Annotated in this window: 19 protein-coding genes; 11 read left to right on the plus strand and 8 right to left on the minus strand. The window is 66.4% G+C overall.

Annotated elements, in window-relative coordinates:
* Nucleotides 1–5 precede the first annotated feature (5 nt).
* Nucleotides 6–632: a response regulator gene (locus R4P47_RS12795; protein WP_188078757.1), complete on the plus strand. Its 627-nt coding sequence runs from the start codon at nucleotides 6–8 to the stop codon at nucleotides 630–632.
* A 37-nt stretch (nucleotides 633–669) separates the two neighbouring features.
* A complete protein-coding gene (locus R4P47_RS12800; protein WP_068049063.1) occupies nucleotides 670–891 on the plus strand; it encodes an autophagy-related protein 2 in 222 nt (73 codons plus the stop codon).
* Here the strand turns inward: R4P47_RS12800 and R4P47_RS12805 are convergent, their stop codons facing one another.
* Nucleotides 892–1,281, minus strand: a complete 390-nt coding sequence (locus tag R4P47_RS12805) for a MarR family transcriptional regulator (RefSeq protein ID WP_317784943.1) — start codon at nucleotides 1,279–1,281, stop codon at nucleotides 892–894.
* 110 nt (nucleotides 1,282–1,391) lie between these two features.
* Here R4P47_RS12805 and R4P47_RS12810 point away from each other — a divergent pair, with 110 nt between their 5' ends.
* The 3 genes from R4P47_RS12810 (at nucleotide 1,392) to R4P47_RS12820 (ending at nucleotide 5,144) form a co-directional block, all read left to right on the plus strand.
* The gene (locus R4P47_RS12810; protein ID WP_068049066.1) at nucleotides 1,392–2,504 is read left to right on the plus strand and encodes a glycosyltransferase; all 1,113 of its coding nucleotides are present in this window, start codon (nucleotides 1,392–1,394) and stop codon (nucleotides 2,502–2,504) included.
* 21 nt (nucleotides 2,505–2,525) lie between these two features.
* Nucleotides 2,526–3,176 (plus strand): DUF1707 domain-containing protein, encoded by a 651-nt coding sequence (locus tag R4P47_RS12815; protein ID WP_094639220.1) that lies wholly within the window; start codon nucleotides 2,526–2,528, stop codon nucleotides 3,174–3,176.
* A 75-nt stretch (nucleotides 3,177–3,251) separates the two neighbouring features.
* Nucleotides 3,252–5,144 carry a DUF2339 domain-containing protein gene (locus R4P47_RS12820; protein ID WP_197477971.1) on the plus strand — a complete coding sequence of 631 codons (1,893 nt, stop codon included), beginning with the start codon at nucleotides 3,252–3,254 and terminating at the stop codon, nucleotides 5,142–5,144.
* Between the two features lie 118 nt (nucleotides 5,145–5,262).
* Here the strand turns inward: R4P47_RS12820 and R4P47_RS12825 are convergent, their stop codons facing one another.
* The 3 genes from R4P47_RS12825 to trmB are packed head-to-tail and all read right to left on the minus strand — an operon-like array spanning nucleotide 5,263 to nucleotide 9,839.
* Nucleotides 5,263–8,379 (minus strand): MMPL family transporter, encoded by a 3,117-nt coding sequence (locus R4P47_RS12825; RefSeq protein WP_317533542.1) that lies wholly within the window; start codon nucleotides 8,377–8,379, stop codon nucleotides 5,263–5,265.
* Nucleotides 8,380–9,084, minus strand: a complete 705-nt coding sequence (locus tag R4P47_RS12830; RefSeq protein ID WP_068049106.1) for an NYN domain-containing protein — start codon at nucleotides 9,082–9,084, stop codon at nucleotides 8,380–8,382.
* Entirely contained in the window at nucleotides 9,081–9,839 is a 759-nt protein-coding gene (trmB, locus tag R4P47_RS12835) for a tRNA (guanosine(46)-N7)-methyltransferase TrmB (protein WP_094639229.1), read from the minus strand. The genes R4P47_RS12830 and trmB overlap by 4 nt, the downstream gene beginning before the upstream one ends.
* Before the next feature lie 212 nt (nucleotides 9,840–10,051).
* Between trmB and R4P47_RS12840 the strand changes: the two genes are divergently transcribed.
* The 4 genes from R4P47_RS12840 to R4P47_RS12855 all read left to right on the plus strand — a co-directional run bounded on the left by R4P47_RS12840 (nucleotide 10,052) and on the right by R4P47_RS12855 (nucleotide 15,070).
* Nucleotides 10,052–11,080, plus strand: coding sequence for a hypothetical protein (locus tag R4P47_RS12840; protein ID WP_317533543.1), 1,029 nt, complete (start codon nucleotides 10,052–10,054; stop codon nucleotides 11,078–11,080).
* Nucleotides 11,077–12,579, plus strand: coding sequence for a hypothetical protein (locus tag R4P47_RS12845; RefSeq protein WP_317533544.1), 1,503 nt, complete (start codon nucleotides 11,077–11,079; stop codon nucleotides 12,577–12,579). Before R4P47_RS12840 ends, R4P47_RS12845 begins: the two co-directional genes overlap by 4 nt.
* Before the next feature lie 46 nt (nucleotides 12,580–12,625).
* Nucleotides 12,626–12,931 (plus strand): DUF6802 family protein, encoded by a 306-nt coding sequence (locus R4P47_RS12850; RefSeq protein ID WP_317533545.1) that lies wholly within the window; start codon nucleotides 12,626–12,628, stop codon nucleotides 12,929–12,931.
* Between the two features lie 309 nt (nucleotides 12,932–13,240).
* Entirely contained in the window at nucleotides 13,241–15,070 is a 1,830-nt protein-coding gene (locus R4P47_RS12855; protein ID WP_317533546.1) for a phosphoenolpyruvate carboxykinase (GTP), read from the plus strand.
* Between the two features lie 67 nt (nucleotides 15,071–15,137).
* Here R4P47_RS12855 and R4P47_RS12860 read toward each other — a convergent pair whose 3' ends face one another.
* A complete protein-coding gene (locus R4P47_RS12860; RefSeq protein ID WP_094671025.1) occupies nucleotides 15,138–16,016 on the minus strand; it encodes an ROK family protein in 879 nt (292 codons plus the stop codon).
* A gap of 9 nt (nucleotides 16,017–16,025) precedes the next feature.
* Nucleotides 16,026–16,796, minus strand: a complete 771-nt coding sequence (locus R4P47_RS12865; RefSeq protein WP_262498494.1) for a class I SAM-dependent methyltransferase — start codon at nucleotides 16,794–16,796, stop codon at nucleotides 16,026–16,028.
* Nucleotides 16,797–16,880: 84 nt separating this feature from the next.
* On the opposite strand from R4P47_RS12865, the gene R4P47_RS12870 reads away from it, so the two are divergent.
* Entirely contained in the window at nucleotides 16,881–18,101 is a 1,221-nt protein-coding gene (locus R4P47_RS12870) for a glycosyltransferase family 4 protein (protein ID WP_317533633.1), read from the plus strand.
* Here the strand turns inward: R4P47_RS12870 and R4P47_RS12875 are convergent.
* On the minus strand, nucleotides 18,048–19,784 hold the full coding sequence (locus R4P47_RS12875) for a hypothetical protein (protein WP_394855321.1): 1,737 nt from the start codon (nucleotides 19,782–19,784) through the stop codon (nucleotides 18,048–18,050). The two genes, R4P47_RS12870 and R4P47_RS12875, sit on opposite strands and share 54 nt — an antisense overlap.
* Nucleotides 19,785–19,809: 25 nt before the next feature.
* Here R4P47_RS12875 and R4P47_RS12880 point away from each other — a divergent pair, with 25 nt between their 5' ends.
* Nucleotides 19,810–21,033 carry a polysaccharide biosynthesis protein gene (locus R4P47_RS12880; protein ID WP_317533548.1) on the plus strand — a complete coding sequence of 408 codons (1,224 nt, stop codon included), beginning with the start codon at nucleotides 19,810–19,812 and terminating at the stop codon, nucleotides 21,031–21,033.
* Nucleotides 21,034–21,059: 26 nt separating this feature from the next.
* Here R4P47_RS12880 and R4P47_RS12885 read toward each other — a convergent pair whose 3' ends face one another.
* Nucleotides 21,060–22,553 carry a hypothetical protein gene (locus R4P47_RS12885; protein WP_317533549.1) on the minus strand — a complete coding sequence of 498 codons (1,494 nt, stop codon included), beginning with the start codon at nucleotides 22,551–22,553 and terminating at the stop codon, nucleotides 21,060–21,062.
* Nucleotides 22,554–22,625: the final 72 nt, after the last annotated feature.

The following is a 22,625-nucleotide window of genomic DNA, read 5'->3' on the forward strand; positions in this document are numbered from 1 at the left end:
CGGTGATGGTCGTCGACGATCACCCGATGTGGCGCGACGGCGTCGCCCGAGATCTCGAGGCCGCGGGATTCAGGGTTGTCGCCACGGCAGACGGTGTCGCCGCTGCCGGCCGCCGCGCCCGAGCCACCACTCCCGACGTCGTGCTGATGGACATGCATCTGCCCGACGGCAACGGAGCCGACGCCACCGTCGCCGTCCTGGAGGCGTCGCCGCAGACGAGGATTCTGGTGCTCTCGGCGTCCGCGGAACGCAACGACGTGCTCGACGCCATCAAGGCGGGAGCGACGGGTTACCTGGTCAAGAGTGCATCGGCCGAGGAACTGTTCGACGCGGTCCGCGCCACGTCGGCCGGGCAGGCGGTGTTCACTCCCGGCCTCGCGGGCCTGGTGCTCGGAGAGTTCCGGCGGATGTCGTCGTCGCCGCAACCGGAATCCGACACCCGTCCGACGCTGACCGACCGCGAAACCGAAGTGCTACGCCTGGTCGCAAAGGGTCTGAGCGCCAAGCAGATTGCGACCCGACTGACGCTGAGCCATCGCACCGTCGAAAATCACGTCCAGGCGACCCTGCGAAAATTGCAACTGGCCAACCGCGTCGAACTGACCCGATACGTCATCGAAAAAGGGCTGTGAGGGTTTGCGTCGGTAGCTCAGGGGCACTCTGCATCCCATGACCGACAACGAAAAATCAGTGGACACCACCGTCGACCCGGCGAAGCACTCGAAGGGTGTCGACGCCGATCTCGATCAGACCGGCGACGAGCGTGACGAGGCGATCGACGAGTTCGACGGCCATCTGGACGGATCGGGTGAGGATTCCTCGCTACCGACGCCCGAGCCGACCGACGTCGCCGACAAGTCGGACGAGAAGACCGTCACACGGTCCGAGTAGCTACTGGGCGCACAACCTGCCGAGCGCGAATTTGGCGACCGGCACGTACGGCAGAACCAGCGGCAGAGGGCCGTCGATCGTCAGCCAGGCCCTGGTCCCGTTGGGCCGTGAGACTATGCCGTGCGTCAGGTCGACCCCTATGGCCTGGTTCTGGAACCACGCCGACCACGCCCACGTCCACGACTGCTCGTCGACCGAATGCACCCGGAAGTCGATCGGCACGCCCAACGGCCCCAGTACTCGGCCGGTGGTGTCGGCGTTCAGGCGCTCGCCGCGGTACTCGACGCCGATGATCTGCGGTGCCCAGGTTCTCCAGGCCGTCGGTTCCATGTAGCGCTCCCAGACCTCGGCGGCGGGGGCGTTGCCGGTGGATTGCAGTGTCACTCGCATCTGTTCCACCTACCCGTTGGTAGCGATCCCCACACAGAAATTCCGCGAAGGTTCGGTCACCATCCATCGCCGCGCCGTCGGGCGGACTTGTCGCTGGGAAGACTGGTCGAGTGCGCATCGTCCAGCTCGCCAACTTCTACGGACCGAGGTCCGGGGGATTGCGGACGGCCGTCGACCAGCTCGGTTCGGGATACGTCGCGAGCGGCCACGAGGTGATTCTGATCGTGCCGGGAGATCGACGGAGCGAGACGCTTCTGCCGTCGGGAGTGGTGCGCATCGAGGTGCCTGCACCGCAGATCCCGCTCACCGGTGGGTATCGAGTGGCCGACCCGCGCCGGGTGTCCTCGGTGGCAGCCGGACTGCGGCCCGACGTGATCGAGGTATCGGACCGTCTGACGCTGCGCGGCATGGGCGGCTGGGCAGCGCGTCGAGACGTACGGAGCGTGATGATCTCCCACGAACGCCTGGACCGACTGCTCGCCCAGACGATGCCGATGCGCTGCGCCCGTCCGTTGGCCGATCTGGCCAACCGGCGTACCGCCGAACAGTACGACGCCGTCGTGTGCACCACCGAGTTCGCGCAACAGGAGTTCGAGCGCATCGGCGTTCGGAACGTGCAACGGGTACCGCTCGGTGTGGATCTCGACCTCTTCCATCCGCGTCGCCGCATTGCCGGCGAACGGTCCGCATGGCTGGGCAGCGCCGACCGGCTGCTCGTGCACTGCGGCCGACTGTCGGTGGAGAAACACGTCGAGAGAAGCATCGATTCGCTTGCTGCACTCTGTGATTCGGGAATGCGGGCACGGCTCGTCATCGCCGGCGACGGCCCCCGCCGAGCCGGCCTCGAACGACGCGCCCGCGGTCTACCCGTCGAATTCCTCGGGTTCGTCGACGGCAGAGCGGCCGTCGCGGCCCTGCTGGCTTCCGCGGACATCGCTCTCGCGCCGGGACCGCACGAGACATTCGGGCTCGCCGCGTTGGAATCGCTCGCCGCAGGTACGCCCGTCGTCGTCTCCGAGACCTCGGCGCTGGCGCAGATCGTCACCCCGCACTGCGGTGGATCCTCCGAGAACACCGCAGACGGATTCGCCGCCGAGATAGAACGAGTACTCGAACTGCCGGTCGACGGCCGCCGCATCGCCGCCAGGTTGCGCGCCGAACAGTTCGGATGGCCCGCGTCGGTGTCCGGAATGCTCTCCGTCCTGGGCGGTCGCGCAGCGTGAGATCTTCGCTACCCTGATCACATGGAGGCAAGGGATCTACGAGTGTCCGATGCCGAACGCGAGCACGTCGGAGAGCTGCTGCAGCGCGCCGTGGGCCAGGGCATGCTCTCGCTCGGTGAGTTCACCGAGCGAATGGACACCGCATTGGCGTCGAAGACCCGCGGTGAACTGAACTCTGTTCTCGCCGACCTGCCCGGGATGCAGATCGCCGAGGAACATCGCCCGGCACCGAGATCCTTCGCCGCGCCCACCCCGCAACCGACCCCGCGCCGCGTCGTTCAGGAGCACTGGGGGCACGGCAGCGGCGCGTCGGACACACTGCGCGGCACCATGTCCACCATCACCCGCAAGGGCCCGTGGAACGTGCCGTCGAACCTGCGCCTCGCCACCCGCATGTCCACGGTGACACTCGACTTCACCCAGGCAGTCATGTCCACCCAGGTGGTCGAAATACACGTCGACGACTACTGCAGCACCGTGACCCTGATCGTGCCGACCGAGGCGACCGTCGATCTCAACGGTGTCGACACGGTGGCGGGCAGCGCCACCAACAAGGTCCGCACCGGCCCGCCGTACGGGCCACTGCACCTCGTGGTCTCGGGCAAGGTCCGCCTGGGCTCGGTGACCGCCAAGCATCCGTTCGGTAGCTCGTTCCGCCGCATGTTCGGCTAGAGAGGCGCTTCTACTCGAGGAATCCGAGTAGCACTACTCACGCTTTTCGGCCGCGACGGTCGCAGGATCGAACCCATGACTTCTTCCCAGAACTCCGGGCTGGATCCGCAACTCGTCGCGCGACTGTCCAGCCGCTTCGATTCCCTGGGCGACCACATGCGCCAGGTGGCCGTCGATCTGCAGACACTGCAGTCGCAACTCGGTGCCGCGGGTGCCGCTCCTCGTCAGGCCCCTGCTCCAGCCCCTGCCGTTCCGCCGCCGGTGGCGCCACCGTCGTTGCCCCCGCAGCCCTACGGTCAGCCGTTCGGCCAAGCTGTCCGTCAGCCGATGGGACAGCAGATGGTTCGGCCCCAGCCTGCCCCGCCCTACCCCACGCCGCCGAGGGGACCGGTCGTCGCACCCAGGCCCCCGGCTCCACCGCGGGAACCGTGGTGGCAGCGTGACGGTGTCATCAGCCGCCTGCTGGCTGTCGCCGGCGCAGGCGTCACTCTCGTCGGTGTCGTGATGCTGCTCGTTCTCGCCGCCCAGGCCGGGTGGTTCGGCCCTCCGCTGAGGGTCGCGGCGGGCGCAGTGTTCTCACTCGCGCTGATCGGTGCGGGCGTCCGTGTCTTCGGTCGCTCGGGTGGACGCGTCGGCGGGATCGCCCTCGCCGCCACCGGCATCGCGGGCCTGTATCTCGATGTACTCGCGACATCCGTCCTGTACGGCTGGCTCGATCCCGTGCTCGGTCTGATCACCGCATTCGGAATTGCCGCAGCCGGAACGGCACTCGCAGTGCAGTGGAAGTCGCAGCCGATGGCGGTGCTGATCCTCGCCGGTGTCGCAGTGTGCGGACCGGTGCTGACCGACGGCCTGACCCTGACCTTGATCGCGTTCCTCGTCGCCACCTACGTCTCGAGTTTCCCGGCGCAGATCGGTCGGAATTGGCAACTTCTGCAGGCCGTTCGGACCGTACCGCTCGTCGGCGCGGTACTGGCTGCCATCGCGAGTGCCGATCTGTCCGGATCCACCGGCGACCTCCGGCTGTTCCTGGTCGTCGTGGCGGTAGCCCTCCTCGGCATCGGCACGTCATTGGAGTTGTTGCGCCGCAACGTCTCCGATGTGGTCGCCACCGTGATGATCGCTCTCACGTCTCTGCCCGTGCTGGTCTCCGCCGACGTTTTCGATCGCGGGGCCACCGTCGCCCTCCAGTTGGTTCTTGCTGCTGCGGCTCTGGCGATCGTGATTCTGGTGAACTGGTTGCCGGGGCACGCTCGCATCACCGTCGCGGTGGTCGGAGCCCTGGCGACGCTGCAGGCCGCAGTCGAGTCGACGACCCTCGAGATTCGCCCGGTCGTGATGTTCGCAGTCGCCTCGGCTCTGATCGCGGTGGCCCACAGCACCCGCTCGACTCTCGCATACTCGATCGGCAGCGGATTCGGCGTGATCGGTACGTTGATGTTCGTCTCGGTCAGCCCGCCGCAGGCGCTGCTCGACTCCGATCTAGCCGTCGGCAGTGTCGGTATCTCTCTCGGTGGAATCCTGCTCGCTGCAACGGCACTCGCTTTCGTCTACGTGCTGGCCGAACTGAAACTGGTCGACGACGGACTGCAGACCCTCGGCATCGTCTCCGGCGTACTTGCCCTGTACGGCTTGACGACGGCAACGGTGACCCTCGGCATCGGAATCGGCGGCGAAACAACAGGATTCACCGCAGGCCACACCGCGGCAACCATCGAGTGGATGATCGCAGCCTTCGCACTACTGGCCTTCGGGCTGCGCAGCGTCACGCACGCTCATCTGGCCCTGCTGGCCGGACTGTCCTTGACCGCCGCAGCCATCGCGAAACTGTTTCTGTTCGACCTCGTCGCTCTGGACGGACTCTTCCGAGTCATCGCCTTCATCGCCGTGGGATTGCTGCTCTTGATCGCCGGTACCCGATACGCCAAGGTGTTCGCGGACCGAGAAAGTGCGGCAGTTTCCCGCTGATCCCCCTGCTGCGTCAATGGACCACTGCATGCGTCTCGACGGTGCAGTGGTTCATTGACGCGGTGCGGGGGTGGGGTCAGGAGTTCTCGGGAGTTGTTTCGCCCCAATCACATCGGGGTCAGCGTGAACGGTTGCGCTCGCGCGCGAGTAGTTCACTGACGCTGAGAACGTGTCCGTTCTCCCCGCCGCGATGACGACCGCTGTCGCCGCCCTCGGTGGTCGGTGCGGCCCGACGGCCCGACGGCTTCTCGGACGGTGTCTCGCTCGACGCGGACCCGTTGCTGCCGTTGCGTTCGGTGCCGTTCGGCTCGGTGCCGTTGCGTTCGGACTCGACGCCGCTGTGCCCGTTGCGTTCGGAACCGTTCTGCGGCGAGCTGTTCTCGTCGTCACCGCTGTGGTCCGAGCCGTTCGCGGTCGAACCGTTGTGGTTCGTACCGTTGTGGTTCGAGCCGTTCGCGGTCGAGCCGTTGCGCGGTGTGCTCGGGGGCGGTGATGCGCTGGGTGCTCGCAGGTCGGCGAGCCAGCTCTCGATGGAACGCGAATCCGGTTCCTCCGCGCGAGGTGCGCGAGCAGCACGGGTTCGGCTCGGCGGCTCGACGGTCGGACGCGGTGCGCTCGGTGCACGAGGCGGCTCCGCCGACGGGGGAGCAGCCACCGGGTTGACCGGCGGTGCGGGCCGGACGATCTCTGCTGCCTGGGTCGGCTCCGGCTCGACGGTCGGGCGCGGTGCCACCGGCCGGCTCGGGGCGGGCCGAGCAGCGGGTCGGTCCTGCGGAGCAGCCTGGGCCTGGGTAGGAGTCTGGCCCTGGGGAGGAGTCGGGCGCGCAGCCGGTGCCGGAGGTGTGGTCGGTGCCGCACGGGTCGGCTCCGGTGGGGTTGCCGGACGTCCCGTCACACTGCGTCGGGATTCTTCCTTCGCGGCGTGGGTCGCCCGAATGGGACCCCCACCATGCGGTGCGACCACCGGAATGGGCTCGGTGAGCGGCTCGTTGCGGCGCGGTGCCGGGCGCATCGGCGGCGCGACGGTACTCGACGGTGCACCGCCTGCGAGCGCGAGCTCGGGCACGTCTTCCATGGGGAGAAGCTCGTCCTCGAGGATGGTCTCGCCGAGTCCGAGTTTCTGCTGGATTCGCTTCATCCACTGCGGGGCCCACCAGCAGTCGTCGCCGAGCAGTTTCATCGTGGCGGGCACGAGGAACATGCGGATGAGGGTGGCGTCGATGATGAGGGCGGCGATCATGCCGTAGGCGATGTACTTCATCATCACCAGGTCGGAGAACGCGAACGCTCCGGTGACGACGATGAGGATCAGGGCCGCGGCGGTGATGATGCGTCCGGTATGCGAGGTTCCGATGCGGATGGCTTCGCTTGTGCTGGCACCCTTTTCGCGTGCTTCGACCATCCGGGAGAGCAGGAACACCTCGTAGTCCGTGGACAAGCCGAACACAATCGAGATGATCAGCACCAGCACCGGAGCCATGATCGGACCAGGGGTGAAATTCATCAGCCCCGCCCCGTTGCCGTCGATGAATATCCACGTCAATATGCCCATGGTGGCACCGAGGCCCAGGACGGTCATGAGCACCGCCTTGATCGGCAACACCAACGATCCGAACGTCAGGAACATCAACAGCGTCACGATGAACACCACGAGCACGGCCATCAACGGCAGCTTGTCGATGAGTGCACTGATGGAGTCCTGCTCGATGGCAGGCGTACCGCCGACGAGAACCGACGCTCCCTCTGGCACGTCGATACTGCGCAGGAAGTCGATGGCGGGCTTGGAGTCGTTGCGATCGACCAGTCCGGCCTTGAAGACGATGATGCCGTCCTTGCTGGCCCCGTTGGGAGTGAACTGCTCGATCAATCCCGGCGCATTGTTGGCCTGGTTGGTGATCGCTGCGAGGTTGGGCCCCTGTGCGTTGCTGATCACCAGCTTGATCGGCTCTGTGCGCTGGCCGGGGAAGAGCGAATCGAACTCGGCCTGTGCCTCGCGGGTCACGTTGTCCGGAGGCAGATAGGTCTCGTTGATACCGCCGAACTTGATGTTGCCGACGGGCAGCGTCAGGAGCACCAGGCCGAGCACGATGGGCACGGTGACCTTGACGGGGTTGCGCATCACCCAGCGGGTGAGGCGGCCCCACATGCCGTTCTCGATCTCCTCGCTCGACTTGGTCTTGCGCATGAACTTCAGACCGAGCGCGTCGACGCGAGGGCCGAGAATGGCGAGCATCGCGGGCAGGATCGTGATGGCCGTCAGGGCGGCGAGCGCGACGGTGGCGATCGAACCGTAGGCGACCGATTTGAGGAAGCCCTGCGGGAACAGCAACAGACCACCGAGGGACGCGACGATCATCGTCGCCGAGAACACCACGGTGCGACCGGCCGTCATGACGGTCCGGCGCACGGCCTGTGGCGTCGAGTAGCCGTCGCCGAGTTCTTCTCGGAATCTCGAGACGATGAACAATCCGTAGTCGATCGCCAAGCCGAGGCCGACGAGCGAGACCACGGGCGCGACGAACGAGTTGACCTCGGTGAAGTTGGTGAACACCTTCACGATGCCGTTGGCACCGACGACCGTCAGGCCACCGATGATCAGCGGAAGAGCGGCGGCCACGACGCCGCCGAAGATGAAGAACAGCAGTACTGCCACGGCAGGGATGGCGAGGATCTCCATGCGCTGGATGTCGCCGGCCATCGTCGACTGCAATGCCCCCGCGACGGCCTGCAGGCCTGTCACCTGCACGTCCACGCCGTCGATGTAGAAGACGTCCTTTACGGCCTGGAAGTTGTTGGTCAGTTCGGTGTCGTTGGCTCCGGCGATGGCGATGCTGGCGATGGCGTGCTGTTTGTCGGTGGTGCCGAGTGCAGCGAGGTTGGGCGCGCCCGTCCCGGGAAAGTACGTGCCGTTGATCTTCTCTATCTGGTCCGGATGGTCGGCAACCAGAGAGTTCAAGTTGTCGGTGATCGCCGACTGGAACGCCGGATCATCGATGGTCGAGCCCTCGGGGGCGGTGTAGAGGACGATGACGTCGCCCTGCTTGTCGCGACCGAAGGTCGTGTCTGCCAGACGGGCAGCCTCAGCCGATTCCGACGTCGGATCGTCCCAACCGCTCTGACTGAGATGGCTGTTGAGATCGAGACCGTAGGCGGCGAAGCCCAGCAGTCCGGCCACCATGACACCGATAACGGTGTACCGCAGCCGGTAGACGATGTCTCCCCATCTGGCGAACACTTAAGAAACTCCTTGGCGCCCGACGAGCAGGGCGGACAGCGGTCGGAAGGGCTGCAGCCACGCGCCCTCGTCGGGGAGCGAATCGAGACTCACCCGAGGCAGTGGCTCACGGAAGACGCCCGGGATGTCCTCGAGGTCGAGGAATTCCAGGATGTCCGACGTGACAGCCCAGCTTGCGTGCTCCCGGAATCCCAGTACCTGTACGGGCACTCCGGTCGCTGCGATGGCCTCCAGCGGCCCCTTGAACGCTTGACCGTCGGCGGACGCGACCATGACACCGGCAAGGCCGCCGTCACGGTTGCGGAAGTCGATGTGGTCGAGCATGTCTGCGTCGACGTCACTGTCTTCGTCGACCTTGGGCTTGGCGAACACCGCGAATCCCACGTTACGCAATGCTTCGACCCAGGGTCGGACCACATCTGCGCTGCCGGGGGCGATGTTGGTGAACACCGTGGCCTCGGGTTCGAGCGTCGCGGTGCCCGAGGCGGAGAGTTCGGCGGTGCGGCTGAGCAGCCATCGGCCCAGGGCATCGAAGCGCGGACGGTAGGCGGCGGTGGGTCGGCCACCCAGAATTGCGCCCAGTCCCATGTCCAGGTTCGGGGCATCCCAGACCAGCAGGACGCGTTTGCTGTGGCGCGTTTCACCGATGGCACCGAGTTCTGAGGGGTCGACCACGGTGTCGGGCATGTCCGTACTGACGCTCATGCTGTCTTCTTTCCCCAGATCAATTCCGTCACCGAGCTACCGACCAGCTGTGCTTTGCCCTCGAACTTGGTCACCGGTCGCTCGTGTGTCATGGGCGATTCCCAATCGAGAACGGTCAGACCGGGCTCGGCGTTCCCGGCCTCGGCAATCCACTCAGCGTATTCGGCATGATCGGTTGCCACGTGCAGAACGCCACCGGGCTTCAACCGATCCGCGATCATCGCGAAAGTCGGCCCCTGCAGCAGCCGACGCTTGTGGTGCCGAACCTTGGGCCATGGGTCGGGGAAGAAGACGCGGACGCCGGTCAGCGACTGCGAGGACAGCATGTTCTCGAGCACGTCCATCGCGTCACCGCGCAGCAATCGAACGTTCTCGATGCCTTCTCGTTCGATCTGCTGCAGTGTCTGCGCCAGGCCGGGGCGGTAGACCTCGACGGCCATGAGGTTGACGTGCGGCTCGGCCGAGGCCATCGCCGTGGTGGCCGTACCGGTACCCGAGCCGATCTCGAGAATCGCCGGGCCGCTGCGCCCGAACCAGGCGTCGATGTCGATCTGCTCGTCGGCGACGTCGCGGCCGATGCGCGGCCACAGGCTGTCCCAGGTGGTCTGCTGCGCCTCGGTCAGCGCTCCGCGCCGAGAGCGGAAACTCGTCACGCGTGGGTAGAGTCGTGAGCCCCGTTCCTGGGTCTGCACGGCGTTCTCCTCGGTGTCGACAGAGGTGTCCTGGGGCTCGTTCACCGGTCCATTGTCGCGCATCGACGGGGCGTGTGACAGGTGGGTCTCGAGTTGAAGTTGAGACTTGCCGTCCAACCGCTGATCAGCGGTGGGACGCACCCGACTAATTACAACGATGCAATTCGTTTCGATCGGCTCGCGAGCGCCCGCATGTGCCAGAATCGGTGCCGCAGCAGGGGGCTGTGCGTCGCGTCCGGAAAGTGGCGGCGGGATCGTTCTGGGGGGAATCGATCATGGATGTCGCCGAGGCCGGTCTGGGCCTGTTGCGTGACCGGGTCGCGTCGACCGACGCACGCGAGGCCGTCGAAAATACCGTCCACGATCGCCTGCTGCCGCTGACCGCACGGGTGACCGGCCGCGCCGGCGTCGGGAAATCCGCTGTTCTCGCCGTTCTCGAGTCGGTGCCGCTCGACGCCGACGGCCTCGATGTCCGATGGCGCGAGAGCAGGACGGACAACAGCAAGGGCGAAGTGCTCGTCCACGTGATCGCGGGAGCGGTGTCGCCGGTCGACATCGCATTGCTGAGTTCGAGGCCGAGGGGTGTTCTGGACGGGACCGTCGTCGTGCTGACGAAGGCGGACACACTCGACGATCCCGCAGCAGACGCAGTAGCGGCCTCACAGCAGCTGGGGCGGACGGTGTTGCCGGTGATGGGAGCGACCGCGGCGGGCATGCGGGGAGTGGGCCGAGCCGGCGCGCCTCTGGACATGGCCGACGTACGAGCCGTTGCGGCGGCCGATCTGCGCCCGACCGATCTGATGACCGTCGATCGGTTTCGCGCCGTCGACATCGAGGTGTCGACGCGTCGCAGAGAAGCTCTGATCGAATGCATCGAACTGCGTGGTCTCGCCCTGCTGGTCGACGTACTGCGGCAGCGACCCGCCGTGTCCGACGGCGATGCGGTGCGCATGCTGGCCGACGCCACCGGGGCCGATGCCCTGATCGCCGCGGTCTCCACGGCCGTGTCGGCGGCCGCAGCGGCTCGGGACGCAGAGCTGCATCGCAGCATGCAACAGATCTCCGCCGGTCATCGGCGTGTTCGTGCCGCTGTCGAGTCGTACCTGGCCTCGGACGAGGCGGTGGCTGCCGAAATGCGCTGTGCAGCTCTACGTCTGGGAGTGCCGATCGAGACCGGTTCGGAGCAGGTCGCGTCGGAGCAGGCGGTGCTGTGGAAGAGGCGGGCGGCCGCAGCCGTCGATCCCGACGTACGTCGCGCCGCACTCGCACTGTGCCGAGGCCACGTACGAATGCTGCGCCGGTGATCCCGCTGTCGGAGGACATGAAAAGTGTTCTACGACGCTGGGATTCCAGTGCCCTGGACGAGATCGAGCGCGCCAGGGTCAGTCGACCTGCCGGGGTTCACCTCACCGGTACTGCAGGGTCGGGCAAGTCCGAACTGCGCCGTGAGCTGTCCCGGCTCGTCGGTTCCGCCATCGAATTCACGGATTCGGTGGCCGATGCGGCGGTCGTGATGATCGTCGTCGACGCGTCGGCCCCGGTGGGTCGCGTCGAGGTCGAGCAGTGGCGAGCAGCCCTCGAATCCACACCGGTCGTGTTCGTGGTGAACAAGATCGACGTGCATCGGCACTGGCGTGAGGTGGTTTCTGCCGACACCGATGTCGTTGCCGAGTGCGTCCCACGGGCGGTGGAGTGCACGTTCCATCCGATTTCGGTTCGGTTGGCGCGGATGGGCCGGGAGAGCGGTGACGCTGCGATGTCCGCGGAGTCGGGTCTCGGAGCAGTGGCGGACCGGCTCGGCGTTGTGCTGCTGCAGACCGCGGCTCTCGGAACCGAGCGTAAATATGCTGCGGCAGTGCAGGACTGCGCATCCGGAGCCAGAGCGTCGATCGTGGCGAGAGCGCGCGCGGTGACCGGCGGTAGTGATACGGCCGAACTCCGTGCGCGGCGAGCCGAGCTCGTCGGCGAACGGGACAATCTCGGTGGTGATCGACGGGCGCTGCTGCACAATCGAATTCAACGAGTACGCGTGGAGTCCGTCCATACCGCCGCCGAAGACTTTCGAGCTCTGACCGCCGAGGTCAAGCGCACGATCGACGGAGCCGGGCGTGCCGAACTCACTCACCTTCCAGCGCACGTCGCCGAGTCTGCGCGCGGTGCTCGGAATCGAGCCGACGCGGCGCTCACGGCCCGATTGCGGGCGGTGGAGACCGAGCTCGGGCTCACGCCGCGGCAGGCGGAGTCGGTCGCGGACGCCCCGCTCGATATCGGGGAGCCGTCCCGGCGCCGGGGCGTCGAGGATGTCGTCATGATCGTGGTCGGCGCGTCGGCGGGGGTGGGACTCGGGCGGCTGGTGGTCTCGCCGATGGCGCTGGTGCCGGCCTGGGCGGTTGCCAACACCGTGATCACTCTCGTCCTCGGTGGTGCGCTCGCCTGGTGGATCACGCGCTCGAGGTCGTTGGTGGCCGACCGCGCCCACCTGCGCGGTTGGACGCAGGAAACGGTGGCTCGGGTGAAATCGTCGGTGGAGCAGCGGTTGCTCTCGCGGATTCTCGACGCCGAGTCGATGCTCGCGGCCGCTGTCGCGAGTGCGGACCGGCACGCAGTGGCCCGCATCGACGTCGCACTGGCCGAGGTGGACGCCGAGCTGCGCCGGCTCGCCGACCACCGATCGGCGCTGTTGTCTGCCTGCGATCGCGATCTGTCTGCGCTGGAGCGGGGCCTCGAGCGATTTCGTGGATCGGTCCCTCTTTCTTCCACGCACGGGGAACCGTTCGACGAGCCGGTGCGTCGGAGTCAGTAGGTGCAGTGTCGGTTCGTCAGGTTGGTTGGTCGAGTGAGGAGCGTCGATGATCGCGGTGGATGGCTTCGCAGCAGGGGATTTCCTCACCGAGCAGGTCGAGCCCCACGAGGTCGACGATCCGGGCGCGCCCACGGTCTCGACGGACCTGTTCGATCTCGACGGCGACGGCCACTACGAGACCACCGTGCGGCATACCGACGCCGGGATGACGGTGGCGACCGACGTCGACGGGGACGGTGTGACAGACAAGTTCACGGCCTTCGGACGTGACGGGCAATACCGAACCTGGGAGATTTTTCGAGAAGCGAACGGTATCGGCCGGGGTGAAATGACCGAATCGGGCGAGCTCTAGCGCGTGTGTACAGGCCTGGCATCGCCGCTGGTGGGGGCCTTCTTGCACGGAACTTTCCCTATCTGAATCGGTCTTGTGACCAATCGGACAACACCCTGTTTCTGGATTCACGTCGCTCGGCGTTAACCTGATGAACAGGACATCCGGCGCTCGGTCCTTGGCTTGCTGTACGCGGTAACATGGTGTACTGCAGCTCGAACGGCCGAGCAGCGCCCCGCCGAGAGGGGAAAACCGAGATTCATTCGCGCGTAGTCGCCCACAGCGACCGTGCGGATTCTTCCCGGTTCCGGCTAACCCCAGGAGAGTTAGATGACCTCAGCGACCATTCCCGGTTTGAGCGGCACCGACAATGTGCCGACTCGACACAAAGAACTGCTTGCCTGGGTTGCTCAGGTAGCCGAACTGACAGAACCGGACTCCGTGGTGTTCGCTGACGGATCCGACGCCGAATGGGAGCGCCTGACCGGCAAGCTGGTCGAGGCCGGCACCTTCACTCGTCTCAACGAGGAGAAGAAGCCCAACTCGTTCCTCGGCAACTCCGATCCGTCGGACGTCGCTCGCGTGGAGTCACGCACCTACATCTGTTCCAAGGAAGAGATCGACGCCGGTCCCACCAACAACTGGATGGAACCGTCCGAGATGCGGACGCTGATGACCGATCTCTACCGCGGTTGCATGCGTGGACGCACCATGTACGTGGTGCCGTTCTGCATGGGCCCGCTCGACGCGGCCGACCCCAAGCTGGGCGTCGAGCTCACCGACTCCGAGTACGTGGTCGTGTCGATGCGCGTGATGACCCGCATGGGCCAGGCTGCGCTCGACAAGATCGGCGACGATGGCTTCTACGTCAAGGCGCTGCACTCGCTCGGCGCTCCGCTCGCCGAGGGCCAGGCCGATGTGCCGTGGCCGTGCAACGACACCAAATACATCACGCACTTCCCCGAGGATCGCGAGATCTGGAGCTACGGATCCGGCTACGGCGGCAACGCTCTGCTGGGCAAGAAGTGCTACTCGCTGCGTATCGCATCGGCGATGGCCCACGACGAGGGCTGGCTCGCCGAGCACATGCTGATCCTCAAGCTGATCTCTCCCGAGGACAAGGCGTACTACATCGCCGCGGCGTTCCCGTCCGCGTGCGGCAAGACCAACCTCGCGATGATTCAGCCCACCATCCCGGGCTGGCGCGCCGAGACCATCGGTGACGACATCGCGTGGATGCGCTTCGGTGAGGACGGTCGTCTCTATGCCGTCAACCCGGAATACGGCTTCTTCGGCGTTGCGCCGGGAACCAACTGGGACTCGAACCCCAACGCGATGAAGACCATCGACCAGGGCAACTCGGTGTTCACCAACGTCGGCATGACCGACGACGGCGACGTGTGGTGGGAGGGCCTCGAAGGCAAGCCCGACCACCTGATCGACTGGAAGGGCAACGACTGGACCCCCGAGTCCGGAACCGATGCCGCGCACCCGAACTCGCGCTACTGCGTGCCGATGGCCCAGTGCCCGTCGATGGCTCCCGAGTGGGACGACCCGCAGGGCGTGCCGATCTCGGCAATCCTGTTCGGTGGACGTCGTAAGACCACCGTTCCGCTGGTGACCGAGGCTCGCGACTGGCAGCACGGCGTGTTCATGGGAGCCACCGTCGGCTCCGAGCAGACCGCTGCTGCCGAGGGCACCGTCGGAACCGTCCGACGCGATCCGATGGCCATGTTGCCGTTCCTCGGCTACAACGTGGGCGACTACTTCCAGCACTGGATCGACCTGGGCAAGAACGCCGACGAGTCGAAGCTGCCGAAGGTGTTCTACGTCAACTGGTTCCGCCGCGGCGACGACAAGCGCTTCCTGTGGCCCGGATTCGGTGAGAACTCGCGTGTGCTCAAGTGGATCGTCGAGCGCATCGAGCACAAGGCCGCAGGCGTCGAGACACCGATCGGTGTGGTCCCCACCGCCGAGGCACTCGATATCGACGGCCTCGACACGACCGTCGACGACGTCGCCGAGGCACTCGCGGTGAACACCGACGAATGGAAGGCCGAAATCCCGCTGATCCAGGAGTGGTTCGACTTCGTCGGCGAGAAGCTGCCCACCGGAATTCAGGACGAATTCGACGCCCTCAAGCAGCGCCTGGGCGCGTAGTATTCACGACACAGAACGGGGCTCACCGAGGGGTGGGCCCCGTTCTGGCTGTGTGGGTATGCCCCGTTCAGACGGTGAGCGCGGCTGCCCCGGCCAGCGTTCCGAGTCCACCCAATGCGGCCGGGACCACCTGCAGGCCATCGAGGAATTTCAGACGCGCATGTAGCGCGATCGACTCCTGAATCGGATTCCACAGCGGCGGGCCGGCCTGGGCGAAGCCACCACCGATCACCACCATCCGTACGTCCACCAGGGCGACGGCCGACGCGATCGCCTGACCCAGTGCCACTCCGGCGCGCTGCAACGAGGTGATGGCGACCGGCTCCCCGGCGGCCGCATCGGCTGCCAATTCGGTTCCGGTGCTGCCGGTCCACCCCAGCTCGCGCGCCCACCGCACCGCCGACGGACCACTCGAGACGGTTTCCACGCATCCGATTCCGCCACACGCGCAGGGCGTCGTGGAACCGGGGACGACGATGTGTCCGATGTGCCCGGCGTTGCCGCTGGCACCGGCGACGATCTTCCCGCCCAGCACCAACCCACCGCCGATGCCGGTCGACACCACCAGACTCAGCACGTCCGGAACTCCTACGGCGGCACCGAAGCGGTGCTCACCCAGTGCCGCTGCGCTGCCGTCCATCGCGAGGCGGATGTCGGCTTCGGGGAAGAGTTCGGCGAGGTGATCGCGCAGCCCGAAGCCGTTCTTCCACTCGTCGATGTTGATCGGAGCGACCGACCCGGTCTCGAGATTCACCGGACCGGAGCAGGCGACGCCGATCCGGGTGACAGTGGCGGGTTCGGCCGTGTTCCGAAGCAGTTCGGCACAGGCGTCCCAGACATCGGACTCGGGAGTCGGCACCGTGACCGGATTCTCCGGCCGCCCGTCGTCGCCGACGAGTGCCGCCGTCATCTTGGTGCCGCCGATGTCGAGTGCGAGTGCCGTCATCGTTCCAGGCTAGGTGTTCGGTTTCAGAACGAGGACGAGGTTGCTGCCGAGGAATTCTCGTAGTACTGGAACTCGCATCATCCACCATGCCCAGCGGGGATGGTAGCGGGGGAATGCGGCCAGCAGCGTGGCGTTGGGAGTGCTTCGTGCCCAACGCAATCCGTCTGCGGCGCTGATGTCGAACAGGGATTCGCCGAATCGATTCTTCGGTTCGTGACCGGTGGTACGGGCGTAGCGGCGGGCCGCGTACTCGCCGCCGAGGTAATGCCAGGGTCGGGTCTCGTGGCCGCCGAACGGACCGAACCAGATGGTGTACGAGAGCACCGTCAACCCGCCGGGCCTGGTGACCCGCAGCATCTCCTCGGCCATGGTCCACGGTTCGCGGACGTGCTCGGCGACGTTCGACGAGAAGCAGATGTCGACACTGTTGTCGCGGAACGGCAGTGCCATCCCGGAGCCGCGCACCGAACCGGGTATCTGCAGTCCCGCCGCATGCATCTCGGACGCATCGGGCTCGACGGGCAGGTAGCGCGCGCAGCCGGCCCCGAAGACCTCGGCGAAGTATCCGGGCCCGCCGCCTACGTCCAACACGGTCGCCGCGGACATGTCTGTGCCGGTCAGGCCCCGATACAGATCGCCGATCAGCTCCACGGAATCGCGGGCCAGTGCGCCGTAGAAGATGTCGGGAGCGCTCTGCTCATGTCCGAAGTCCTTCAGCAGACTCACCGAGCGACGCAGTGTCGCGCGAGAGGCGAACAAACGTGTCACGGCGGAAGTCACGAAGACGAACCCTAGCGGTTAGTGTGGCAACGGTAATCGACGGCGGTCGTGAAACGAACATGCGGAAATTGGGTGAAGCGGGCTGTGCGCGAGGTTCTGTTGCTGTGCTGGCGCGATACCGGGCACCCGCAGGGCGGCGGCAGCGAGCGATACCTCGAGCAGGTGGGCGCAGGTCTGGCTCGACGCGGCGTCCGCGTCACGCTGAGGACGGCGTCGTACCCCGGAGCTCCCGCCGAGGAGATCGTCGACGGCATTCGCATCAGTCGCGGTGGTGGACGCCTGTCGGTGTATCCCCGCGCACTGGCCGCCATCGCGGCCGGGCGGCTGGGTTTCGGCCCGCTCAAGGGCATCGCACCCGACGCGGTGATCGACACCCAGAACGGCATTCCCTTCTTCTCCCGTGCTGCGTTCGGCGTTCCGGTGACGCTGCTGGTGCACCACTGCCACCGGGAGCAATGGCCGGTCGCGGGGCCGATGATGGCCAAGCTCGGCTGGTGGCTCGAATCGACTGTGTCTCCGCGGGTACACCGCCGCAATCAGTACCTGACGGTGTCGTTGCCGTCCGCGGACGAGTTGGTCGCACTGGGCGTCGACCGAGAGCGCATCGCCGTGGTGCGCAACGGAGCCGACGAGATTCCCCGGTCTGTGCCCGAGGGTGACGAGAGCACCCGTACCGCGCACCCGTCGCTGACCGTGCTGTCCCGGTTGGTTCCGCACAAGCAGATCGAGGACGCGCTCGACGCCGTTGCTGCGCTGCGCGGCCGAATTCCGAACATCCACCTCGACGTCATCGGCGGCGGTTGGTGGGAGCAGAACCTCCGCGATTACGTGAGCGAACTGGGCATCGAGCAGTACGTCACCTTCCACGGGCACGTGGAGGAGGACCGCAAGCACGCGCTGCTCGGTCGGTCCTGGGTGCACGTCATGCCCTCCCGCAAGGAGGGATGGGGGCTCGCGGTCGTCGAGGCAGCGCAGCACGGCGTGCCGACCGTCGGCTACCGAAGTTCCAAGGGCCTCACCGATTCCATCATCGACGGCGTCACCGGCGTGCTGGTGGGCGGGCTTTCGGATGGTGAAGAGGACCGGGACGTCTCCGGTCTGACCGCTGCCGTCTCGGAGCTGCTGCAGGACGCCGAAGCCCGAACTCGCCTGGGCGAGAAGGCGCGAGTGCGCGCGGGGGAGTTCTCCTGGGAGCAGTGCGCCGACGGTGTGTACTCGGTGCTCGACGCCACGACGCGTGGCACGTGGTCGTCAGGTCTGGTGGGTGCGCAGCACTCGGATTCGGCTCAGCAGTCCTACCGCTAGTCCGCCGAGAAGTAGCAGTGCCCATGCGAGGTGGGCAACGACGACGGCTGCCGCTGGCCGGCTTTCGGTGAGCACGGGATCGGGTACTCGGTAGAGCGTGAGCTGGTCGTCGGAGTACGCGATGGCCAGTGAATTCAGTGTTTGCTCGGATTCGCCGAGTTCGCCGGGGGTGGTGTTCTCCACCAGTACCCAGCCGACACCCAGCTCTGCGACGACGTCCACGGGTTCGCCTGCGAGCAGCGCATTCTGGACCTCCGTCGCGCGCACCCCCTCACCGCGCACCGTGCCGCCCGCGACGATGAGCTCGCCGGTCTGCAACACATCCAGTGGCAGCATGCGCGGCGCGGGATCGAGAACGGGAGCACTGCCGCTGTAGGGAAAGAGGCGGAACATCCCGGCCGGTAGCACCGCGACATCGCCGTCGCCGCTCTGTACTTCGGCTGCGACCGCCTGCCAGGACTCCGGGTACACCACGGGCCGCATCGAGTTCCCGACGCCCCAGCCCAGGTCGGGTAGTGCGATCAGCAGGGCCGCTATTGCCACGGCACTGCCGAATCGGGTGCGTTGGACCGCGCTCAGCGCGGCTGGCTGCACCCGATTCGGTCGACGACGGGGAGAAAACGCGGCCGCCGCGGCCAGAGCGTAGATCGGCATCGCCAGCGCGACCCACTTCTGTGAGTCCCTGAGCAGGCCGGCACCGGGCACCGTCTCGCCCAGCGCGCGGGCCATCGCCAACCCTGGTCCCGTCGCTGCCAGCGCAGGCGCTGCGATGGCAAGCAACGCGACGACAGCGAGTCCCACGATCACCGGATTTCTTCGACGCCTGATCAGCGGGCGCACTCCCAACGCGACCACGGTCAGCAGCAGCGCCGTGCCCACGAACGCGAAAGCCCCTGTGCGAGAATCGGGTACCGCATCGGAGTTCCAGATTCCGCCCAGACCGGCGAGGCTGCCGAGGGTGCCCAAGCCCGGCTCGGCGCGCGCCGCGAACGCCGCCCAACCCGCCGGATCCGCCTGCTCGACGCCACTGCCGGACACGGCCGTCGCCACCAGCCACGGTGCCGACGCCACCGCCGCCATTCCGAGGGCGCCGACCACGCGCAGGCCGCGTCGGGCACCCCCGGGGAGGGCGAGGACCACCAGGGCAATGGTCGCGGCGAGCAACGCGCCGGTGGGGGTGAGCCCGGCAGCGGCGAGACAGACCCCGAGTGCCCACCAGGAACGGCCCTCTCGGACCGCGAGTGCAGCGACCACCGTCCACGGCAGAGCGGCGTATCCGACGAGCAGGCTCCAGTGTCCCTGCAGCAGTCGCTCGGCGACGTACGGGTTCCACACGGCCACCGTCGACGACACGAGCAGCGCGGGCAGTGGGGCTGTCGGCAGCACCGTTCGTGCCATGACCGCCGCACCCCACCCGGTCAGCCACAGCGCGAGCAGCAGAATGGTCTTGACCACGAGTCCGCCGTCGAACACCGTCGACAGCGCGGCGATCGCGGCGTCCTGCGGGACGGCCCGCGCAGCCGTGTCGGCGATTCCCCAGGCGGAGTCGGTGAAGTAGGAACGGGGAGTGCTGACGGCGTCGCGCAGCAGGAGATAGCCGGGGCCGAGCAGCGGGCCGACAATCACCACGGCGAGCAGCAGGCTGTAGAGCGGCGGTGTCCACCTCGACCTCGACCACGCCATGATCGGCACCCTATACCGTGGGCTCATGTCTTTCCGCGCCTCGTCCGAGGCAGACCACACGGCGGGTGCGTCGGTCGCCGGGATGGGGATGGTGACGGCCGGTTCGATGTTCGCGAACGTTGCGGCGTACCTGCTGCAGGTACTTGCGAGCCGGATGCTCGGCGTCGAGGGCTACGGAGAATTCGCGAGTCTGCTTGCTACGCAATTGGTTCTCGCGGTTCCGGCGTTGGCGTTGCAGTCCGTCGTTGCGCGTGAAGTGGTGCGCGGACGCAGTTCTCGCGAATTGCGAACTGTGGGGTACCGGTGTGCGGCAGTGGTGGGGGTGCTCGCTCTGGCACTGGCACCCGCACTGTCCGCGGCCATGGACGTCTCGATGACGGCGACCGTGTCGGCGGTCATCGCTGCGCCGGTGTTGGTGCTGCTGGCTGCCGAGCAGGGGTTGCTGCAGGGGCGTGGGCGATTCGGAGCCCTCAGTGTCGTGCTGGCCGCAGCAGGATTCGGCAAGGTGGCACCGGCGGTGCTGGTGTTGTTGCTCGGCGGTGGTCCCGGTTCGGTTCTGTTGGCCACGGCCGCGGGTATCGGTGTGGTGGCACTCGGTGCGAGATGGACGGCCGGGGTACCGGTGAACTCGGTGTCGGAAACCAAGGTCACCGTTCTGGCCGTGCTACAGGCGTCACAGGTGCAGTTGGTGTTGATTGCGATGTCCGCGTTGGATCTGGTGCTGGCGCGCACGCTGCTCAGCTCCAACGAAGCCGGGCTGTACGCCGTCGGGGCCGTTGCGTCGAAGGCGGCATTCTGGTTACCGCAGGCCGTTGGCGTGGTGCTGTATCCGCGGATGGCGAACCCGCTGCATTCTGCGTCCGCGGTGCGATCGGCGCTGGCCGTCGTCGCGGGGCTCGGTACCGTTCTGGTGATCGGCGGTGCGCTGGCGTCTCCGCTGTTGCCGTTGGTGGTGGGCGATACGTATTCCGGTGTGCAGGAATATGTCTGGCTGTTCGTGCTGCAGGGTGCGTGCCTGGCCGTGCTGCAGAGCGCACTGCTGTGGGCCATCGCGGGCGAACGTACTCACCTCGCTCTCGTCGCCTGGTTCGCCCTCGCCGTCGAGGTGTTGCTGTTGCTGTTCGTGGCGTCGACACTCGCGCAGTTCGTCGTCGTCGCGGCCGTCACCGCCGCGGTGACAATGGTGGTGGTGTGTGGGTTGGCGCTGTGGGGAGGAGGCGTCGGTCGGCAGAGGCTCGGATCCCGCTGATGGAATCGGCTCTCACGGCGGAGCTGTCATGGCATTGTCGTGACATCGAGGTACATGCCGCGGCCAGTTGTCGGATTCGGCACGTACCCGAACTCCGCGAAGCTCTCGTCTGTGAAGGGCAGCTCGATTGCTCTCGCGCCGGCGTTGGCGAGAGTGTGTGTGATCGAGTGCAGGAGCTGCGTCGCCACCGACCCACGGGTGCCGGGCACCACTTCGAGAACATCGATACACGCGGTGGTGTCGTCGACCCACCTCGCGGCGGCGTGTCCTACGAACGGCCGCACCTCGCGGTTGTCGAGGTACGCCTGCAGCCAGCACGCGAGTACACCGGACTTCAGTGCTTCTCGGGCGGTGCCGATGTTCAAGCCGGTTTCGGCGAGCCAAGAGCCTGACGTGTCGTGGCGAGGCACCGCTGCCACCCGATGTTGACGACTTCCGCTCATCTCGGTGATCGGCCACGAGATGTGAATAGCACCGTCGGCTTCTCGGGTGCGTTGTCCCCATACCAACAAACCTGTTCGCAGATCCTCCTGCCAACTCGAAAGACAGACGGCCACAATGGAATCAGGCGTATTCAGCGGCGGGCCGGAAAAGTCGTCCTCCGACTGGGGAAGCCGCAACGTTATCGCGAATGTATTCGGGTTCTTCGCCCAACGAAAATAGACGCGGGCCTGGTCCTGCTCGACGTGGACGCGGATGGGGCGAAACTTGGTGTCGACTCGTCCGCGAACCCGCACCCTCCGAATCAGATTCTGCGCGGTCGTGGACGCTGGCGTCGGGAGACTTCCTGTGTCATCACCGGTGATGTGCAGACGCCATGCGCCATCGGCCTCGGTATTCGGGTCGCGGATGTCGGCGGTCTCGAAAAATGGACCCACGGCGCTGAGGTGCGCTGCCACAGCAGGTGATGTCGGGATGATCTTGCGGGCCGAATCGATCCCGTCCCACACCCGCTGGAAAGCGAAATTGTCCGGCGCAAGTGTCGGCTGACCGTCGGTATCGAGCAGCAGCACGTACACACGCTGTGCGAACCTCATCAGCGTCGCCGGGTTCTTCGGTGGGTTGGGGGTACGCACCAATTCGTATGCATAATCGGCCCACCGCTCGCCGAGGAGTGCACGCGTCCAGGCCTCGGATTCTGGATCGGTCACCGAGTCCACCAGATTGGACCGTGCAGCTGTGCGGTCCTGGTACTCATCGGAGAACCCTTGGACGTGGATACGTAGAAGCAGCGGATTCCCCTCTGCCGGAAACGATCCCAGATCCCCGGCGTCCTGGTAGCTGTGCCGCATGTGTATTCGCAGACCTGGAACGGTAAGCGAGGGCCCTTCCACCGGGTGGTCGTCGATCGGCCAGCGGGGGTCGCGATGAGACAACGTGCGATCGGCGGCAATGTGCCGCAACAAGTCTCGATAGACCGCTATTTCGTCTGTGTACAACGAGGCGATGTGGCCAGCCATGGCGACGATATCGGGCACACCGTGCGATGGTGCGCCGTCGTAGTCAGTGGGCCGAGACATTCTTTCTGCGTATTGTCAGCATTCCGACACCGTAGACCATCGTCGCTGTGTGCGATACCGAGAGGTGCAATA

Source organism: Rhodococcus sp. IEGM 1370, from assembly GCF_033142325.1.
Lineage (GTDB): Bacteria > Actinomycetota > Actinomycetes > Mycobacteriales > Mycobacteriaceae > Rhodococcoides.

What these genes read in the sequence shown, in the direction of transcription:
- R4P47_RS12850 (WP_317533545.1), top strand. Translation starts at nt 12,626, where the DNA reads ATGATCGCGGTGGATGGCTTCGCAGCAGGGGATTTCCTCACCGAGCAG.
- R4P47_RS12815 (WP_094639220.1), top strand. Translation starts at nt 2,526, where the DNA reads ATGGAGGCAAGGGATCTACGAGTGTCCGATGCCGAACGCGAGCACGTC.
- R4P47_RS12875 (WP_394855321.1), bottom strand. Translation starts at nt 19,784, where the DNA reads ATGGCGTGGTCGAGGTCGAGGTGGACACCGCCGCTCTACAGCCTGCTG.
- R4P47_RS12880 (WP_317533548.1), top strand. Translation starts at nt 19,810, where the DNA reads ATGTCTTTCCGCGCCTCGTCCGAGGCAGACCACACGGCGGGTGCGTCG.
- R4P47_RS12860 (WP_094671025.1), bottom strand. Translation starts at nt 16,016, where the DNA reads ATGACGGCACTCGCACTCGACATCGGCGGCACCAAGATGACGGCGGCA.
- R4P47_RS12820 (WP_197477971.1), top strand. Translation starts at nt 3,252, where the DNA reads ATGACTTCTTCCCAGAACTCCGGGCTGGATCCGCAACTCGTCGCGCGA.
- R4P47_RS12840 (WP_317533543.1), top strand. Translation starts at nt 10,052, where the DNA reads ATGGATGTCGCCGAGGCCGGTCTGGGCCTGTTGCGTGACCGGGTCGCG.
- trmB (WP_094639229.1), bottom strand. Translation starts at nt 9,839, where the DNA reads ATGCGCGACAATGGACCGGTGAACGAGCCCCAGGACACCTCTGTCGAC.
- R4P47_RS12795 (WP_188078757.1), top strand. Translation starts at nt 6, where the DNA reads ATGGTCGTCGACGATCACCCGATGTGGCGCGACGGCGTCGCCCGAGAT.
- R4P47_RS12855 (WP_317533546.1), top strand. Translation starts at nt 13,241, where the DNA reads ATGACCTCAGCGACCATTCCCGGTTTGAGCGGCACCGACAATGTGCCG.
- R4P47_RS12800 (WP_068049063.1), top strand. Translation starts at nt 670, where the DNA reads ATGACCGACAACGAAAAATCAGTGGACACCACCGTCGACCCGGCGAAG.
- R4P47_RS12805 (WP_317784943.1), bottom strand. Translation starts at nt 1,281, where the DNA reads ATGCGAGTGACACTGCAATCCACCGGCAACGCCCCCGCCGCCGAGGTC.
- R4P47_RS12885 (WP_317533549.1), bottom strand. Translation starts at nt 22,553, where the DNA reads ATGTCTCGGCCCACTGACTACGACGGCGCACCATCGCACGGTGTGCCC.
- R4P47_RS12830 (WP_068049106.1), bottom strand. Translation starts at nt 9,084, where the DNA reads ATGAGCGTCAGTACGGACATGCCCGACACCGTGGTCGACCCCTCAGAA.